17 protein-coding genes and 1 tRNA gene are annotated in these 18548 nt (G+C 39.4%); 5 read left to right on the top strand and 13 right to left on the bottom strand.

Going from position 1 to position 18548, the window contains the following annotated elements; all coding sequences use genetic code 11:
* Positions 1 to 159: 159 nt before the first annotated feature.
* Together EXS92_RS01295 and sabA are read right to left on the bottom strand one after the other, a co-directional pair.
* The gene (locus EXS92_RS01295; RefSeq protein ID WP_165515300.1) at positions 160 to 993 is read right to left on the bottom strand and encodes a sulfite exporter TauE/SafE family protein; all 834 of its coding nucleotides are present in this window, start codon (positions 991 to 993) and stop codon (positions 160 to 162) included.
* Between the two features lie 212 nt (positions 994 to 1205).
* The gene (gene sabA / locus EXS92_RS01290) at positions 1206 to 3293 is read right to left on the bottom strand and encodes a Hop family adhesin SabA/HopD (RefSeq protein WP_207633353.1); all 2088 of its coding nucleotides are present in this window, start codon (positions 3291 to 3293) and stop codon (positions 1206 to 1208) included.
* Positions 3294 to 3547: 254 nt separating this feature from the next.
* Between sabA and EXS92_RS01285 the strand changes: the two genes are divergently transcribed.
* The gene (locus EXS92_RS01285) at positions 3548 to 4705 is read left to right on the top strand and encodes a SulP family inorganic anion transporter (protein WP_165515299.1); all 1158 of its coding nucleotides are present in this window, start codon (positions 3548 to 3550) and stop codon (positions 4703 to 4705) included.
* A gap of 36 nt (positions 4706 to 4741) precedes the next feature.
* Here EXS92_RS01285 and EXS92_RS01280 read toward each other — a convergent pair.
* The 3 genes from EXS92_RS01280 to kdsB form a co-directional block, all read right to left on the bottom strand.
* Positions 4742 to 4816: transfer RNA gene (locus EXS92_RS01280), tRNA-Asn, on the bottom strand.
* A 127-nt stretch (positions 4817 to 4943) separates the two neighbouring features.
* Positions 4944 to 6395, bottom strand: a complete 1452-nt coding sequence (hopA, locus tag EXS92_RS01275) for a porin HopA (protein ID WP_165515298.1) — start codon at positions 6393 to 6395, stop codon at positions 4944 to 4946.
* Positions 6396 to 6587: 192 nt separating this feature from the next.
* Positions 6588 to 7319, bottom strand: coding sequence for a 3-deoxy-manno-octulosonate cytidylyltransferase (gene kdsB, locus EXS92_RS01270; protein ID WP_165515297.1), 732 nt, complete (start codon positions 7317 to 7319; stop codon positions 6588 to 6590).
* A gap of 113 nt (positions 7320 to 7432) precedes the next feature.
* On the opposite strand from kdsB, the gene dsbK reads away from it, so the two are divergent.
* Genes dsbK through EXS92_RS01250 form a run of 4 tightly spaced genes read left to right on the top strand, consistent with a single transcriptional unit; the run spans position 7433 to position 10616 of the window.
* The gene (gene dsbK / locus EXS92_RS01265; protein ID WP_165515296.1) at positions 7433 to 8230 is read left to right on the top strand and encodes a protein disulfide-isomerase DsbK; all 798 of its coding nucleotides are present in this window, start codon (positions 7433 to 7435) and stop codon (positions 8228 to 8230) included.
* Between the two features lie 15 nt (positions 8231 to 8245).
* Positions 8246 to 8893, top strand: a complete 648-nt coding sequence (locus EXS92_RS01260) for a UPF0323 family lipoprotein (protein ID WP_165515295.1) — start codon at positions 8246 to 8248, stop codon at positions 8891 to 8893.
* A gap of 20 nt (positions 8894 to 8913) precedes the next feature.
* Positions 8914 to 10086, top strand: a complete 1173-nt coding sequence (locus EXS92_RS01255) for a glutathionylspermidine synthase family protein (protein ID WP_165515294.1) — start codon at positions 8914 to 8916, stop codon at positions 10084 to 10086.
* The gene (locus EXS92_RS01250; RefSeq protein WP_165515293.1) at positions 10086 to 10616 is read left to right on the top strand and encodes a hypothetical protein; all 531 of its coding nucleotides are present in this window, start codon (positions 10086 to 10088) and stop codon (positions 10614 to 10616) included. The genes EXS92_RS01255 and EXS92_RS01250 overlap by 1 nt, the downstream gene beginning before the upstream one ends.
* A 762-nt stretch (positions 10617 to 11378) precedes the next feature.
* Here the strand turns inward: EXS92_RS01250 and hcpE are convergent.
* The 8 genes from hcpE to EXS92_RS01210 all read right to left on the bottom strand — a co-directional run bounded on the left by hcpE (position 11379) and on the right by EXS92_RS01210 (position 18544).
* On the bottom strand, positions 11379 to 12446 hold the full coding sequence (hcpE, locus tag EXS92_RS01245; RefSeq protein ID WP_165515292.1) for a Sel1-like repeat protein HcpE: 1068 nt from the start codon (positions 12444 to 12446) through the stop codon (positions 11379 to 11381).
* A gap of 110 nt (positions 12447 to 12556) precedes the next feature.
* Complete coding sequence (locus EXS92_RS01240; RefSeq protein WP_165508863.1) at positions 12557 to 12922, bottom strand: c-type cytochrome; 366 nt, start codon at positions 12920 to 12922, stop codon at positions 12557 to 12559.
* Entirely contained in the window at positions 12922 to 13842 is a 921-nt protein-coding gene (gene hemC, locus EXS92_RS01235) for a hydroxymethylbilane synthase (RefSeq protein WP_165508864.1), read from the bottom strand. The genes EXS92_RS01240 and hemC overlap by 1 nt, the downstream gene beginning before the upstream one ends.
* 10 nt (positions 13843 to 13852) lie before the next feature.
* Complete coding sequence (gene proS / locus EXS92_RS01230) at positions 13853 to 15586, bottom strand: proline--tRNA ligase (protein ID WP_165515291.1); 1734 nt, start codon at positions 15584 to 15586, stop codon at positions 13853 to 13855.
* Between the two features lie 3 nt (positions 15587 to 15589).
* A complete protein-coding gene (gene hemA, locus EXS92_RS01225) occupies positions 15590 to 16939 on the bottom strand; it encodes a glutamyl-tRNA reductase (protein WP_165515290.1) in 1350 nt (449 codons plus the stop codon).
* Entirely contained in the window at positions 16939 to 17862 is a 924-nt protein-coding gene (locus EXS92_RS01220) for a polyprenyl synthetase family protein (protein WP_165515289.1), read from the bottom strand. Before EXS92_RS01220 ends, hemA begins: the two co-directional genes overlap by 1 nt.
* Before the next feature lie 9 nt (positions 17863 to 17871).
* Entirely contained in the window at positions 17872 to 18267 is a 396-nt protein-coding gene (locus tag EXS92_RS01215) for a hypothetical protein (protein ID WP_128033415.1), read from the bottom strand.
* Complete coding sequence (locus tag EXS92_RS01210; protein WP_001206069.1) at positions 18260 to 18544, bottom strand: DUF2018 family protein; 285 nt, start codon at positions 18542 to 18544, stop codon at positions 18260 to 18262. The genes EXS92_RS01215 and EXS92_RS01210 overlap by 8 nt, the downstream gene beginning before the upstream one ends.
* Between the last annotated feature and the right edge of the window lie 4 nt (positions 18545 to 18548).

Genomic DNA, 18548 nt, shown 5'->3' with positions numbered 1-18548 from the left:
AAACTCATTTTTTAAGGGGGTAGGGGGTTATCCCATTACAACCCCCAAACTAAACCCCCTAACCCTAAAGAAGCGCTTTTTTAGAGATTACCGCTTGATTAGAATCAAGCTCTTTGCTATTTCATCTTTAAAAAATGCCCTTGATTTATTTTTAAATTTTTAACCCATAATGAGCTTGTGTAAAGTCGCTAAAATGCTTAAAGCATAAATGAGAAGCAATAAGATTTTATGCACCTTTTCATTAGCCAAAGCGATGAGTTTGATCCCAATACCCACCCCTAAAAACGCTCCAACACCGGTGATCACCCCGGCTTGAACGCTTGTATCATCAAGAACTTTCCCATTATAAAGAGAAATAACTCCAGATAAAGAAGCAAACACCACAAAAAATAGCCCCAAAGGCACGATTTTTTTAGAATCGTATTTCAAAAAATAGCCTAAAAACGGCACCATTAAAATCCCCCCACCCATGCCTAGCGGGATAGAAAAGATGCCGGTAACAAAACCGGCGAGCATCAAAACCCCATGCGTTCTATCCATAGACACAAAAGGGATTGTGCGCTTTTTTTCGGGCGTTTTGTTATTCGCATGCAAATCAAAATGCATTTCTTCAAAATGCTCTGGCTTCTTGTTGCTAGAAAAAGCGTATTTGATAAAGGTGTAGCACACCACCACCACAAACACGCTCATTAAAATTTTATCGTTAATGATTTTTAAGATAAAGCTCCCTAAAATCGCCCCCATTAGCCCTCCAAGCGCGGCAAAGGAGCCTTCTTTCAAATCCAATAAGCCCTTTTTGTAATTGATGATAGAGCCGACCACTGAAGAAAAAAGCATTTGCATGAGCGAAATACCCACCGCATGGCTATAGCTAAAATGGGCAAAAATCGCGCTAGGGACGACAATTTCCCCCCCACCAATACCAAAAAACCCGGCGGTGATGCCGGTGAATAGCCCTACAAGAGCCAAAATAAACGCTGTTGATTCTTCCATAAAAAACTCCCTAAATTCTAAATGATTACTTTATCAAAAAAGAGTGATAATCTTTAAAAATTTTTCTTTAATGATTGCAAAAATAGGGTTTTGATCACTTTAATTTTACAGCTTGAGAGCGATTATAAGAGATTATCCAAGCTCTCTTTATTTGCTTAATTTAAAAAGGCTTTTAAGCGTTTTTAAACAAACCCCTTTTTTAAAGAGGGTTTTTAGTAAGCAAACACATAATTGAGAAAAAGGCTATACATCCTTCTGTATTCTAGTTTAGCGCCCATGAAAGAGTAATAATCCGTGTTAATGGTGGGGATTTTCACGCCCAATTCAATGCCATGCTGAGCGGCATGATCGCTGTCTTTTTTCTTAGGCCTAGCGAGGTTCATTCTCAAGCCTAAATCAAACAAAAATTGGAAATTAGAAGTGCTGACATTAGCGTTATAAATGCCATTCATCATGGTCAAATTCACTTGTTGGGAATTAAGCCACGAAGTCCCAGCTAGCGCAAAGCCACCAAAAAGCCCCACAGAAAGCTTGTTATTTTTGCCTAAAAAGTTGGTGTTTTTATCGTTAATGAAGTTATAAAGCGCATCCATTCCCACCCCATAAGTCCACACATCAGAAGCGGAGTTGAAAAAATTGGATTTGATGAACGCATGGTTATAGTCAAAAAAGCCATAATACCTTAACCCCCAATTCCTTTTTTTGCCAAAGAATTGTTTGTAACCCGCTTGCACGCCGATCCCGTTCATCGCCCCGTTATTGGTTTGAGAACTGATCATGCCAAAGCGCCTGAAAGGGTTTTTGCCTAATTCTTGCGTGGTGGTTTGGAGCTGGTTGTATTTGTCTGCATTTAAAGAATAGGTGAGCAAACCTTCTGGGGAATTAGGGTTTTGAGTGGCATGCGTCATGTTTTGAAGAGATTTAGCGTTAGGCAAGTGAGAGATACCATCATTAATCGCTGTAGAGTCTTTATTCAGGGTATTAAGGGCTTCTTTAAAATTCAAAATGGTTTGAGCCAAGGCTTTATCTTGATTGACCTGGTTGCCGTAATAAGCGGTGTGTTGCTCTAAAGAATTGAGAGTTTCTTTCACAAACGCGCAACCTGAACCCCAAGTGTTGTCGTTAATCACGCCAGCTGATCCTGCCAAACATTCTTCTAGATCTTGTTGGATAGGCCCTTGAATGCTGTGGAAATTGTTCGCAACTTGCTGAGCTAAACCTAAAATCTCTGCTTGAGCGTTAGCTCTATTGAGCATTTCTTGAGCGAATTGCTTATTTTTAGAAGTGTAGGGGTTGAAATTGTCTGGTTGCGTGATTTGAGTGTTTTCATTAGCGTTAAGCTGCTTAGTTTTTTCTAAAACGGCTTGAGCGTTTTTAATCATCTCGTTAATCGCGTTGAAACTCTCGCCAAAAATATCCACTACACCCCCAGTCTTACCGCCAAACCCCCATGCCCCACCGCCACCATTCACATGCGGGTTTTGAGTGGTAAGGACTTGCATGATAGTAGCGGCTTGTTGCAAAAGGTTTTCAGCATCATTGACACTGTTAAACTTTAGCTGGATTGGGATTGGAGACCCGCCTGAATAATAATTGCCATTTCCATCGGGGTAAGTGTTTTCTGTGGTAGGGTTTCTTGTGAAAGTTTGGTTGATATTGACTACCATATTTTTGGAGCCGTTCAAGGCAGGCATTCCGCCCCCTTGATTTTGGTTTAAAGCGGTTTGGATAGTTTGATAAGCGGTATTGAGAGTCTGGTATTCACTGCTAGATAGGATACCATTTGGCCCTACATTGCTAGCTCCATTGCAAGTGGTGGTGGTCGTTCCGCTACCAGTGCTGTAGCTGTAGTTGGGCGTGTTACTAAACGATCGAACGCCCCCATTTTCTAAATGTTCTGGGCCAAGATTGGGGCCAGGACCACAGCTGATACCAAAGGCTATGACTTGCCACATGCCAACAGCGGCATTGAGCGCTAAAGCCACGGCTTGATAGGCGGGGGAAGTGGTGGTAGCGCTAGTGAGGTTAATGGCGCTTGAGCTTAAATTATCAATCGCACCGGTGATCGCGCTGGGTGTGCTGGCTAGATTGACTAAGGAATTTAAGTAATTGTATTGGTTTAAAAGGTTGCTCAAGTTATCGTATCTGTCTGCAAGATTTTGCAATGCTCCTGTGTTTTTCACTTTTTGAACCGCTTCACCGATCTGATAGCCCACGCTCATGTAAAATCCATCGTCTTCAGCCCTTGATAATGAGAGCATGAGAGAAAGAGAGAGCAAGAGAGATTTTTTGATTTTCATGTTTTCTCCTTTTAATAGATTTTTGTTGGTTTCACATTCCCATGATAGTCATGTTTATGAAATTTCGCCATTTTACCATAAAATGCTTATTCTTAACTTAAAATTTATATTTTGAAAAAAAAAAAAAACAATTTTAAGTATTTTTTACAATAAAATATCATAGAGATTGATTTAAGAAAAGGGATTTTATCCGGTTTGAAATTGGTTTTTAAATCTTTGGTTACAATCAAGCCATTCTAATGGGAAAGAAAGGCATGTTTGAAAAGATACAAAAAGAATGGCTGAGCAACGTTCAAAAAGATTTGTTGTCTGGTTTTGTGGTGGGGCTTTCTGTGATCCCAGAGACGGCTGGTTTTGCGATCATGGTGGGTTTAGATGTGGGCGTGGCGTTTTATACGACCTTTTATATGGCTTTTGTGTTGTCTCTTTTTGGGGCTAGAAAGGCGATGATTAGTGCAGCGGCCGGTTCAGTGGCGCTCATTTTAGTGGGCGTGGTTAAAAATTATGGGCTTGAATACGCGGGCGTGGCGACTCTTATGGCAGGAATATTGCAAATTCTTTTAGGCTATTTGAAAATAGGGAATCTTTTAAGATTTATCCCTCAATCAGTGATGTATGGCTTTGTGAACGCGCTAGGCATTTTGCTTTTAATGGAGCAATTCAAATTCCTTCAAAACCAAAATTTAGGGGTGTTTATTTTGCTTGCTATCGGGATACTCATCATTTACCTCTTCCCCTTAATCACTAAAAAAATCCCCTCTAATTTGATTTGTATCCTTATAGTGAGCGCGATCGCTTTGATTTTTGATGTGCATGCACCGAATTTAGGGAGCATTGAGCAAGGGGTTTCAGGCTTTCATTTCATCATTATCCCCAAAAATTTGGATTTTAAAATCGTTATAGAATTGTTGCCTTACGCTCTTTCTTTAGCGCTAGTAGGCACGATAGAAAGCTTATTGACCGCTAAAACTTTAGACGTTATTTTAAAAGACGGCGTGAGCGATAAAAACAAAGAAACTAAAGCGCAAGGCTTGGGGAATATCATCTCAGGGCTTTTAGGGGGAATGACAGGGTGCGCTTTAGTGGGGCAGTCTATCATTAACGCAAAATCCGGGGCTAAAACAAGGCTTTCTACTTTTTTTGCCGGCTTTTCTTTAATGGTGCTGATATTAGTGTTTAATGAATACGTGGTTAAGATCCCTATTGTGGCGGTTGTGGCGGTGATGGTGATGATTTCTTTCACCACTTTTAATTTCCAATCCATTATGAACGTTAAAAAAATCAAGCTCTATGACACGCTGAACATGCTTTTAGTCGTGGCGGTGGTTTTATACACGCATAATTTAGCGATAGGGGTTGTGGTGGGGGTGTTAGTCAATGCGTTATGGATCAAATCAAAAGGGATTGCATGAAGTTTTGCTATAAGAAAAAAGATGAGTCAAAAAGTATGGCTCCAGATGTAGGATTCGAACCTACGACCAAGCGGTTAACAGCCGCCTACTCTACCGCTGAGCTAATCTGGAATTTCGCTCAAAAATGAAAAGAAATTTTAGTGTGTTTTTTGTGAAAAGTCAAGTAAAATGATGCCGTTATTCATTGAGAGCCAAAAAGTTGGCTTTGTTCTCATTAATAATGAGAACCGATTCAATATCAATAAGCCAAAACATAATTGAAATACACGCTATAAAGTCTTCGGTATGCTAATTTGGCGCCCATGAAAGAATAGTAATTCGTGTTGATGGTGGGGATTTTCACGCCTAATTCAACGCCATGATGGATTCCTTGAAGCCTTAAACCGGTATTGAATAAGAATTGGAAATTGGTGTTGTTGATTTTAGCGTTGTAGATGCTAGTGGTGGTTTTTAAATTCACCAATTGGGAATTAAGCCATGTCGTGCCTGCTAGAGCGATGCCTCCAAAAATGCCAAAAGAGATTTTGCGGTTTTTATCGGATCCGCCATTGATGAAATTCAATAAAAGATCGCTGCCTGCGCCATAAGTGAAAACATTGGAAGCGGAGTTGAAAAAGTTGGATTTGATATAGGCATGGTTGTAATCAAAAAAGGCATAATAACGGATCCCAAAAAATTTATTTTTCCCAAAAAATTGCTTATAGCCTAATTGCACGCCCACGCCATTCATCGCCCCGTTATTAATTTGAGAATTAATTAATCCCACGCTTCTAAAGGGGTTATGGCCAAACTCTTTGGTGGTAGTTTGGAATTCAGAATATTGGGTTTCGTTGAGAGAATAACTATAGCTAGATCTGCTCACCAAACTTTGAAACCCTTTAGAACCGGGCGTTTTTTGAAGGGTGTTATAGATGGTTGCTAAATTGTCCCCTTTGAGATAAGAGATCGTGTCATTGATAACGCTTGATACTTGATTAAGGTTTTTATTGAAATCAGGGTTGGTAAACGCGCTTGGTTGGTTTGGATTTTCTGGGCTAGTTCTTCGGGCGTCTGCAGCGGCTTTTTTAGCGCTATTTATCATGCTAGTGATGGCGTTAAAGGTGTTGCCAAAAATAGCGCATGCGTTCCCGCTTGCATTAATGCCCCATGGTTTGCCATTGTCTCCGTCTATTCCTGGGCATTGAGTTTGAAGGGTATTAATAATGGTGCTAGCTTGAGTTAAAAGATGGTCATAGTCATTTCCAATCGTGAGATCATTGTTTTTATTTTCTAGGGTGTTTTGGAGCAATTGAGAAGTCGCTTTGAGTTTTTCGTATTCGCTAGTAGATAGCGAGTTATTGGCTAAATTAGAGGCGATCACTTGCCACATGCCTACCGCAGAGCTGAGCGCTGAGGACACGGCTTGATTGGCGGTATTGGGGGTCGTTTTCAATCGGCTAGCGCTCTCTTTTAGATTGTCAATCGCTTGAGTGGTGCTTGAATTAGTGTTAGAGGCCGTTTGTTTGAGTTCGTTATAGCGGGTTAAAAGGTTGTTTAAATTTTCGTAAGCGTTGGAAACTTTTTGGATTTCGCCGGTGTTTTTCACCATTTGAGCGGCTTCACCGATCTGATAGCCCACGCTCATATAAGCGCCGTCATCTTCAGCGAAGAGCGATGACGCCATGAGAGAAAGTAAAATCGTTTTTTTCATAAAATGTTCCTTAAAGTAATGTTTTATTTGTAAAATCGTATCAAATTGAGACTTTATTTACAATTAGTTTAAATTATGCCATAAATTTATTGAATTTTTAATAAAATTGAGCAAAAATCAAGAAATTTTGCTTTTTTTTGGATTTAAAAAGAGGTTTTTGATGGTGAAAAATGTTTTGAGTGTTTTTAAATTTCACCGCTCAAGGAGATCGGGGCTAAAAATTTTCAAAGCGTTTTGCAAATCTTCTTTGGTGTCAATGCCTATGCTTTCACTTTGAACGATTTTCACTGCAATCTTTTTTTGATAATACAAAGCCCTTAATTGCTCTAATTTTTCTATTTCCTCTAAAACGCAAGGTTTTAAAGCGCATAATTCTTCTAAGATTTCTTTATTATGGAAGCCATAAATACCGATATGCCCTAAAAGGGGGGTTTGGCGTTTTGCATCAAAATCTCGTAAAAAGGGGATAAGGGAGCGCGAAAAATACAAGGCATTATTTTGGCTATCTAAAACCACCTTGACTAAATTGGGGCTTTTGGCCTGCTCTTCATCAATGACTTTAGCGCAAGTCGCCATGAAAGGGGCGTTTTGGGTGGCTTCTAATAAGGCTAAAATGACTTCTTTTTCTAAAAAAGGCTCATCGCCTTGCAAGTTTAAAACCCTTTCATCGTTTTTTAACCCTAAAATTTGCGCCGCTTCCAAACAGCGTTCTGTGCCGCTATTATGGTGTTTGGAGGTTAGCACCGCTTTGATGTGGAATTTTTGGCATGTTTGCATGATGCTTTCATCATCGCAAGCGACCACGCATTCATCTACCAGATTTGCATTTTTAGCGCAACGCACCACCATAGGCAAGCCAAAAATATCTTCTAGCACTTTATTTTCAAAACGACTGGATTTTAATCTAGCAGGAATGATAATCATCTTTAAACCTTTTTAAGCCTTATGAAAATAGGGGATTTTATGGTATTATACCCATTTGAAACGCTTATTCCTTTTGTTGTAGGGATTTAGGCTATTGAACTTTAGGAGTTTTAATGATATTAAGAGCGAGTGTGTTGAGCGCGTTACTTCTTGTAGGCTTAGGGGCAGCCCCTAAACATTCAGTTTCAGCTAATGACAAACGGATGCAGGATAATTTAGTGAGCGTGATTGAAAAACAAACCAATAAAAAGGTGCGTGTTTTAGAAATCAAGCCTTTAAAATCCAGTCAGGATTTAAAAGTGGTCGTTATTGAAGATCCGGACACTAAATACAATATTCCGCTTGTAGTGAGTAAGGATGGTAATTTAGTTATAGGGCTTAGCAACATATTCTTTAGCAATAAAAGCGATGATGTGAAATTAGTTGCAGAAACCAATCAAAAAATCCAAGCCCTTAACGCCACCCAACAAAATAGTGCGAAATTGAACGCTATTTTTAATGAAATACCGGCTGATTATGCGATAGAGTTGCCCTCTACTAACGTTGCAAATAAGGATAAAATCCTTTATATTGTCTCTGATCCCATGTGCCCGCATTGCCAAAAAGAGCTCACTAAACTCAGGGATCACTTGAAAGAAAACACCGTGAGAATGGTTGTAGTGGGGTGGCTTGGGGTCAATTCGGCTAAAAAAGCGGCTTTGATCCAAGAAGAAATGGCGAAAGCTAGGGCTAGGGGAGCGAGCGTGGAAGATAAAATCTCTATTCTTGAAAAGATTTATTCCACCCAATACGATATTAACGCCCAAAAAGAGCCTGAAGATTTACGCACCAAAGTGGAAAATACCACTAAAAAGATTTTTGAATCTGGCGTGATTAAGGGCGTGCCTTTCTTATACCATTATAAGGCATAGTATAAGGCTACTCTCATGAAAAAACCCTACAGAAAGATTTCTGATTATGCGATCGTGGGTGGTTTGAGCGCGTTAGTGATGGTGAGCATTGTGGGGTGTAAGAGCAATGCTGATGACAAACCCAAAGAGCAAAGCTCTTTAAGTCAAAGCGTTCAAAAAGGCGCGTTTGTGATTTTAGAAGAGCAAAAGGATAAATCTTACAAGGTTGTTGAAGAATACCCCAGCTCAAGAACCCACATTATAGTGCGCGATTTGCAAGGCAATGAACGAGTGCTAAGCAATGAAGAGATTCAAAAGCTCATCAAAGAAGAAGAAGCCAAAATTGATAACGGCACGAGCAAGCTTATCCAGCCTAATAATGGAGGGAGTAATGAAAGCTCAGGCTTTGGCTTGGGGAGCGCGATTTTAGGGAGCGCGGCGGGGGCGATTTTAGGGAGTTATATTGGCAATAAGCTTTTCAATAACCCTAATTACCAGCAAAACGCCCAACGGACCTACAAATCCCCACAAGCTTACCAACGCTCTCAAAATTCCTTTTCTAAAAGCGCGCCTAGCGCTTCAAGCATGGGCACAGCGAGTAAGGGGCAGAGCGGGTTTTTTGGCTCTAGTAGGCCTACTAGTTCGCCGGCGGTAAGCTCTGGGACAAGGGGCTTTAACGCATAAAATCTATTTAAGGTTAAAAAATGCAAGTGATTCCTTTAAAACCTTTAGACAATAAGACTTTAGAAGAAATTGGCTTAGATTGGCACACGAATGATGACATGTCATCTTATATCGCTGATGAAATGGTGGTTGTCTCTCAAAAAGAAGCGGACGCTTATTATGACGCTTGTAATGAGCTTTATGACATGTTTGTAGAGACGGCTGAAGAGGCTATTCAAAACGATCGCTTTTTTGAATTGGATATTCCTAACGCGCTCATTCCTATGATCAAACAGAGTTTTGAAGAAGAAGTGCATTGGCATATTTACGGGCGTTTTGATTTAGCCGGGGGGCTTGATGGCAAGCCCATTAAATTACTGGAATTTAACGCTGATACCCCCACCATGCTCTATGAAACGGCGGTGATTCAATGGGCGTTACTCAAAGCGAATGGCTATGATGAAAACAAGCAATTCAATAACCTTTATGAAGCGCTTGGCGAGAATTTCAAACGCATGGTAACTTTGGGCGAAGACACGAGCCGTTTTGAAGAGTTGTATGAGGGGTGGAAAATCCTTTTTTCAAGCGTTAGGGGGAATATTGAAGAAGAGCGCACCATGCGTTTTTTGCAAGACGCTGCTCAGAGCGTGGGGTTTGAAACGGATTTTTCTTACATTGATGAGGTGGAATTTAATGCAGAAGAGGGCGTGTTTAAAAACGGCTTGAATTATGAGTTTTTATTCAAACTGATCCCATGGGAAAACATCGCTATTGATGAGCCAGAATTAGCCCTTTTGATGCAAGGCATGATGGAAAGTAAAAACACGATTTTTTTAAACCCGGCTTATACGATCCTTTTCCAATCCAAGCGTTTTTTAAAACTTTTATGGGACAGATACCCCAACCACCCCTTATTGTTAGAAACGAGTTATGAGCCTTTAGCCCATAAAAAGCAAATCAAAAAAGTGGCTTTTGGTAGGGAAGGGGCGAATAGTGAAATCTTTGAAGCTTCCATGCAATCGCTTTTAAAAACCGATGGCGTTTATTCTAACCACAAACCCGTTTATCAAGAGTTTTACGAGCTCAATTCGCATAACGGGTTGTATTACCAGCCTAATGTGTTTTTTGCTTATGAATCTTGCGCGCTAGGGTTTAGAAAAGGGGGGTTAATCTTGGATAATTTTTCTAAATTCGTGAGCCACAGGTTGCAATAATGACGGCAATGATGCGTTATTTTCACATCTATGCGACCACTTTTTTCTTCCCTTTGGCGCTTCTTTTTGCGGTTAGCGGGCTTTCATTGCTCTTTAAAGTGCGCCAAGACACTGGCGCTAACATCAAAGAGTGGGTTTTAGAAAAATCTTTGAAAAAAGAAGAACGATTGGATTTTTTGAAAGACTTTATAAAAGAAAACCATATCGCTATGCCTAAAAAGATAGAGCCTAGAGAGCATAGGGGAGCGTTAATCATTGGCACGCCTTTGTATGAAATCAACCTTGAAACTAAAGGCGACCAAACAAAAATCAAAACCATTGAAAGGGGTTTTTTAGGCGCGCTCATCATGCTGCATAAGGCTAAGGTGGGTATCGTGTTTCAAGCGCTTTTGGGGATTTTTTGCGTGTTTTTATTATTGTTTTATTTGAGCGCGTTTTTAATGGTGGCTTTTAAGGACACTAAACGCATGTTTATAAGCGTTTTGATAGGGAGTGTGGTGTTCTTTGGAGCGATCTATTGGTCTTTGTAGGGTTTAAAAAATTAGCTCTGTTTTGGATATTGGTTATGAAATCTAAAAAATACCTTTGGGTGTTTTGACAACCAAAATAAAAAAGCTTGCGTAAGCGATAATTTCTCATAACGCGCTCTTAGGGGGTTAGGGGGATTTTAAAAAAGGGGGTTGTAGGGGAATGATTTCAAAATACCCCTTATCCTTTTATGAGTTTTAAAAACCCCATTTTTTAAAAAATTAAGGAATAACTAAACCCACACAAAAAACCCCTAAAACTCTATCTTTAAACTAAAAGCGTTTTTATCTGTCTCATCTGACAACAATTTTTGAAAGAACGCTTGAAATTTAACTATTTTTCATTATTTTTATCAAGTCTTTTTATAGCACATGCATACCGCTCTGTTATCGTGTGATTCGTGTTTGTAGCGTGCTTATAATAATAACCACGCAAAGCCATAAATTAAAGCCATTGAAAAACACAACCAAATGCATATCTATCCATAGTGCAAAAAACACGCTAAAACATTTTTATAGGACTTTTAAACCTAAAACCCAATTCAAGCTAACCTAATAAAAATTTACATTATAAAAACACACTAACAAACACAACCAAACAACCACAAAAAACATTCAAAAAGTTTTCTTTTTGAAAATAGACAAAACCCTAAAAACACTAAAGATTAAAAATTAATAGGGTGGGTTTCTGCTTTAGCTCTTAAAACAGAGCCAAATCTTTGAAAAGTTTTGAGTTAAACACGATGATGATTATGGATTAAATTTTCAATACCCCCTAAGTTTAGTGAGGTTTTCGCATGCTTGTTTCATGCCTAGCTTACAGCCCTTGTCATAAATCATTATGGCGTTTTCTTTATCTTTCATGTTGTAATACATGCCCGCTAGAGCGAAGCAACCCACTTCATCGCCCATATCGCAACCTCTTTCATAATTATCAAGGGCTTTCCTCAAGTCTTTTGGAACAGAGTCCCCTTGCGAATACATAAAGCCCATCCTAGAGCAACTCACTGCGCTCCCCATATCGCATGCTTGTTTGAAATAATCAAAAGCCTTTTGGGGATCTTTTTTGACATACCTGCCTAACATATACATAGAGCCTAAACTCGCGCAACCACCAGAATTGTTTAAAGCGCAAGCTTTTTGCAAATAATCAAACGCCACTTCAAAATCTTCATCAAGCCCTGCATCGCCATTTTCAAACAAACTCCCTAACGCGCGGCAAGCCTGCCCCTCATCCAATCGGCACGCTTTCAAATAATAGATGACGGCTTTATGGTTGCTTTGTTTGACTTCTAAAAAGCCTTTTTCATAAGCCACGCCTAAAACATAACACCCCTTAGCCATATCAAAATTACAGCTTTTTTGGTAGTAGGTAACCGCTTGATCGGCATTGCCTTTGATTTTTCTATCATAAATGATGCCTAAATTGTAGCAACTCTCAGGGTGTTTTAAAACGCACGCCTTAGCGTAAGCGTCAATCGCTTCTTGATAATTTTGAGCCGTGCCTAAACCCTCATCATAAAGCCCCCCTAAACCAAAACACCCTTCCCTATCATCAGCTTGGCATGCGGTTTTATAATATTCTAGGGCTTTTTTATAATCTATTCTAGTGCCTTGCCCGTTTTCATAAATGATTCCTAATTGCGTGCAACCTTCACTCACCCCATCGTTGCATGCTTTTTTAAAATAAGACATTGCTTTAGAATAATTCCCGCTTTTATAGGCTCTTTCAGCAATCCCTAAAAAACTATTGTCTTGTTTCCCCCATAAATGGGTATTCAAGCTCCAAAAAAATAACCCACAAACGAATATTTTTAAAATTTTGATATTCATCTTTACCTTCTTTTATAATTTTAATCCTTGAAAGCGCTCAATCAGACTTTTTTAAATAACAAAAAAACAAAAATACAACGCCCTATTTTAACATAAATCAAGCGCTTTGATTAAGGCTTGGAAGAATTCTTATGTTCTTCTTTATGCTCTAAAGAGGTGATGTAAAGGTAGATCGCTTGGATTTCTTCTAAATTCAGGTTGTATTTAGGCATCATGCCTTTGCCTAAACTCAGGGCGTCTTTAAAGGTTTTAAAATCCAAATGGTTGATTTTAGGGGCGTAGAGGATTTTTTTTTCGCCTTTTTCATAATAAAAAGTGATTTCTTGTTTTTCACCCTTGATGCCATGGCATTTCGCGCACGCAACACCCCTAGGGTTTTTATAAAGAGCCAGCCCGTATTCCAAATCAGAGATGAAATCCGCTTCTTTAGCGTTCAAGCTTAACAAACTCAAACCTAACGCAATCAACAAACGCATTAAAACAACTGCGCCTTTTCTAAAATCTCTTTCGCCCCGCTTTGTAAAAATTCTTCTAAAAGATCTTGAACTAAATCAAACGCCTTAGTTTTATCCCCTTGCTTTTCTTTAGTGATGGCTTCTTTCCCGTTAGGCAAGCCTAAAACCGCCTGGATTTTAACCCTATCGCCCATTAAACTCGCATGCACGCCTATAGGGATCTGACACCCCCCATTAAGCCCCTTAATAAACTCTCTTTCTAAATGGCAGCAAAACGCGCTTTTCTCGTCATTAAGTTTTTGGAGCGTAATAAAATGCTTGTGGTTTTTGAGCATTTCTACCCCTAAAGCCCCCTGACCCATGCTAGGAATCATTTCTTCTACGCTAAAAGCCTTGCGGTATTTCGCTCCTTGAATGTTTAAGCGTTGCAGTCCGGCTTCAGCCAAAATGATAGCGTCAAATTCTCCGCATTCAAGCTTTTTCAAACGGGTTTGGACATTCCCCCTTAAGCTCTCTGTGTCTAGATCCTGGCGTTTCAGTTTGATTTGCATGGAACGCCTTAAAGAAGTCGTGCCAACCTTGGCCCCTTCAGGCAAGCTCATCAAATCAGGGAATTTCACGCTCAAAAAAGTGTCCCTCACATCAGCCCTTTTGGTGATGCATGCCAAGTCCAACCCCTTTTCAAACACGACCGGCACATCTTTTAAAGAATGCACCGCCAGATCAATTTCACCTTTTAAAAGCAATTCTTCTAGTTCTTTAGTGAATAGCCCCTTACCGCCAATCTTATTTAAAGGGGTGTCTAAGATTTTGTCGCCCTTAGTCTTAACGATTTGAATCTCGCTTTCTATCAAGCATTCTTTTTTCAGGCGTTCTTTAATGTGATTCGCTTGCCATAAGGCCAATTCGCTCCCCCTAGAGCCAATCACTAATTTTCCCACTCACTCCCCCTCATTCGCTCGCTAACATTTCTAAAATTTTTTCTTCTAATTCAATGTCTTTGATCGTTTGTTTTTCTAAATTAGCGCGTTTGATGCATTCAAATTCTTTATTCTCTAAAGTTTGCTTCCCAACAATCAACGCTAATCGTTCCCCAATCAATTCAAAATCCCTCATCTTCGCCCCAAAACGCGCGTCTCTGTCATCTAGCAGCGCATCAACGCCCTTTTGAAGCAGCCTTTCATACACTTCAAAAGCGAGTTTTTTTTGCGCTTCATCTTTCAGGTTAGAAACCACGATCACCACATCAAAAGGAGCGGTATTTTTCGTCCACACACAGCCTAGATCATCGCTTTTTTGCTCTAAAATCGCGCTGAGCAATCGGCTAATGCCTATCCCATAGCACCCCATTTCAAAAAATTGCTCCTTGCCATTCTTATCCAAGAAACTCGCCTTCAAGCTTTTAGCATAGCCTTGCCCGAGTTTGAAAATATGCCCCACCTCCAAACTCTTATGGTATTTCAACGCTCCTTGACAATCAGGGCAACAATCGCTCTCTTTAACCTGGACAATATCCGCATAAACAAGGTTTTCAAACCCTTTTAAATCCACGCCCACTGCATGAAAATCCTTTTCATTAGCCCCAACGATCAAGCAATCGCTATCTTTTAAATCTTCATCAAAGATAATATAAGAAACATGCTTTTTCAAGCCATAAGGCCCTATAAATCCCGCTATCAACCCTGCTTTGTCTAAATCTTCTTGACTGGCCTCTCTTAATTCCAAAGCGTTCGCTCCTATAATGTTTAAGGCGTTCAGGGCTTTAGTCTCTTCTAAATTGTCATCGCCCCTAACAAAAAAGCACGCTAGGGTTTCTTTATCTTTATGGATCACTTTTTTAATGATCGCCTTTAAAACAAAATAAGGCTCTGTTTTAAAAAACTCCGCCACGCTTTGAGCGCTAGTGGTATTAGGGGTAGGGAATTTCGCTAATTGCGCTTTGGGGACATTTAAAGGCTCAGGCCTTTTAGAGCGTTTAGCGATTTCAATATTGGCGGCATAATCGCAATTTTGACACACCACGATCGTGTCTTCCCCGCATTCTGTTAAAACGACAAATTCCCTGCTTTTACTCCCCCCAATTGCCCCGCTATCCGCTTCCACAATGCGAAAATCCAAACCCAAATCGCTTAAAATCTCTTTATAAGCGCTTTGCGTGTTTAAAAATTCCTTATCCAAGCTCTCAGCGTCTTCATGAAAGCTATAACCATCTTTCATGATAAATTCCCTCGCTCTCACTAACCCAAATCGTGGGCGGATTTCATCACGGAATTTCGTGTGGATTTGATAGAGATGGATGGGTAATTGCTTGTAGCTTTTAATGAAATTAGCAGCAATTTCGGTGATATTTTCTTCTAAAGTGGGGCTTAAAACAAAATCATTGTCTTTTCGGTCTTTAAAAACCAATAATTCCTTGCCGTATTTATCCAAACGGCCTGATTTTTCCCACAAACTCGCCAAAACCACAAAACTCATTAAAATATTTTGCGCCCCATGCTCTTGCATGCGTTTGTGCGTGATGTTTTCTATTTTGTCTAGCACTTTTTTAGCTAAGGGCAGGAAATTATAAATCCCACTGCCTACTTGATAAATGTATCCTGCTTGAGCTAGGTGCTTATGGCTTTTTAACACGGCGTCTTTTGGGGGTTCTTTGAGAGTGGGGGCAAAAAGTTTTGAAAATAGCATGCATTATTCCTCGTAATATTCGCATTTATAGAGATTCAAATTCTGGACATGGTTAGCGTTAGATTTGTCTAAATTAAACAAGTTTTTAATCGCGCCCACAAGCACATCGGATTCTTCTTTTTGGGCGTTCTTTTTTAAAGCGATGGTCGGGTGGTGCAAAAAGGTGTTGAAAGCGTTGTGCAAGATCTTTTCAATATTGCCTTCGTATTCTTTAGGCACATAGCGTTTTTTGAGCGCCTTTTGCAATTCCTTTTGGGCTGAAATCCTAGCCAATTCCCTTAAATCCTTAATCAAAGGCTCTACTTCTAAACTTTGGATCCATTGGTAAAATTCCATTGTAGCAAGCCCTACAATCTCATAAGCTTTCGTCCTGCTTTCTTGCCTGTTTCCCACATTTTCTTTCACCATAGGCTCTAAATCATCCACGCTGTATAAGAAAATATGATTTAGCGTCGGCTTTTCAATATTCCGTGGCACGGCTAAATCAAACCAAAAACGCCTGAAAATCGTCTCTTTTAACATGGAATTTCGCACGATAAAGTTCGGCGAAGAAGTGGCGCAAAAAAGCAGTTCGTATTCGTTGATATAAGTTTTTAAATGTTCTATATTTTGAAAGCTCGCTTTTTTAGGCTCTTCTAATTCCTTGACAAAATCTTCAAATTTAGCCGCATTACGCCCTAAAATAAGCGCTTCAAATTGCTTGTTTAAAAGGTGTTTGATGACCAATTGAGCCATTTCGCCAAGCCCTATCACAAGGGCTTTTTTATCCTTAATTTTTTCTTTTTCAAAAATATTAAGCGCTTCTTTGACTGCCACTGAAGAGATGGAAACCCCTTGCTTGGAAATGCCGGTTAAATTGCGCACTTTAGCGGCGCATTTGAAAGCAAAATGGAGCAATCGGGTTAAATCTTTGGAGCAAAATTTCTCTTCAAAAGCGAATTTATAGGCGTTTTTCATCTGCCCTGTGATTTGAGTTTCCCCCACTACTAGGCTATCCAAACTGCTGCACACGCTAAAGACATGATGGACTGCGCTTTCATCAGTGTTGATTAAAACGCATTTTTCTAAATCAGACACGCTCATTTTTTTATTTTGAGCTAGGATTTTTAATAACGCGCTTTTTTGCTCATGAGTATTAGCGCCGTGTTTCAGGCTCGCATAGATTTCAAAGCGATTGCATGTGGATAGCACCATGCACTCTTTGATATTGGGGCAATGGTTTTTAATCGTTTGTAAAAATTCTTTAAGCATTATGGGCGAATTAATAGCGAGTTTTTCGCGCATTTCTAAGCTCATGCTTTTATGCGTGAAGGCTAGGGTGAAATATTTTGACAAATGAGTTTCTAACTCCATTAAAAAGTCCTATAAATGACATCTTGCGCTAGTTTTTCTAAAATCAAATTGTTTTCCCCCTTAATGGCTTCAAGGGCCTTTTTAGAATAAACTTGAGCGATTTTAAGGGTTTCTTCTATGATACCATATTGCTTGAATTTTTCCTTAGTCCATTCTGTGATTTCATGACTATCTTGTTTGAAATAGGAAATTAAAAGCCCTTGTTCATGCGGATTCAATTTTTCATATAAAAGCAAGTAGGGTAAAGTGGTTTTGCCTTCTTTAAAATCGCTAAAATTGGGCTTACCTAGAGTGTTGGCGTCTTGAGTGATGTCTAATAAATCATCAATGATTTGAAACGCCATGCCAAAATGCAACCCAAAATCCGCATACATTTTGGCGTCTTTATTTAAAAGAATCGCCATGCTCTTTAGGCTCGCTTCTATGAAATGAGCGGTCTTGTCTTCTAAAATACGCCAGTATTTTTGTTTGTCGCTATTGAAACATTCCCCCACAAACACATCTTCAATCTCGCCTCTAGAGAGCCTTAAAACCGCATTAGAGAGGGTTTGAGCGATGGATTCACCCATTTTAGAGAGTTCAAAAAAGGCTTTAGAATAAAACACATCCCCAAGCATCACGGCGTTAAAATTACCAAAAAGAGCGTTAATGCTGGGGAGTTTTCGGCGCATGGTCGCCTTGTCAATCACATCATCATGCAATAAAGAAGCGGTCTGTATCATTTCTACAATCGCGCACAAATTGAATGCTTTATCCAATAAAATAGCGTCTGTTTTTCCATTTAATAAAGCGAGCATGAGTTTGGAGCGCAACATTTTTGAAGGGCCAATCTTAGAAAACAATTCATCTATAAAGGCGCTTTCTATTTCTTTGATCCAAGAAGCGATCTTGTTTTGAATGGCTTTGAGTTGTTTTTCTTGCATGCAAATTCCTTAAGGCTCTTTAGGAGAAAAAACAAGGGGCATAAGGGCTAAAAGCCTTAAAGCGGCTTTATCTTCTTTGAAATCTTTAAACACAAGCGACAGAACGCTGTTAGAAGAAAATTTTTCTTCAAAAACTTTGAGGTTATAGGTGTTTCTCGCATGATCGGTGTATAAAATAAACTGGTAAGGGAAATGGTTAAAACGCATGTTGATGACTAAACCTTTATTTGCATATAGCGTCCAATAGAGCATGATTTCTTTGGTTTGTTCGTTTGAAGTGTCTTTGATAATCGCTTTAAACACTTCATCTTTTTTTAATTCTAGCGTTTTATCTATCCCATAATCAAGCCCAAACGCCTTTAAAAAAAAGAGGAATATCAAGCCATAGCGGATAAGCTCATTCATTCCCACTAAGAATATTCGCCATGGATTGGATCACAATGTCTGTTTTTCTGCTCTCTATTTTTTGTTGCAACTCTTCATCAATTCTTAAAGCTTTAGCGAAAGATTCAAACTTTTCTTCTAAGTCTTCTTTTTCTATAAAAGTTTCCAAGAGAGCCAGAAGCTCTAAAAGCCTTTCTAGCTCTTTTTTAGAAAGCTTTCTACTCGCATGAAAAATAATGTCATTCCACTTGTCTAAGGGGTTTCCCTCAAAAATTTCAAGCTCGCTGTAATCTCTCATGCTG

Source organism: Helicobacter pylori (genome assembly GCF_011175115.1).
Classification (GTDB): Bacteria; Campylobacterota; Campylobacteria; order Campylobacterales; family Helicobacteraceae; genus Helicobacter; species Helicobacter pylori_DF.
This window is presented reverse-complemented; position numbering and strand designations above follow the sequence as displayed.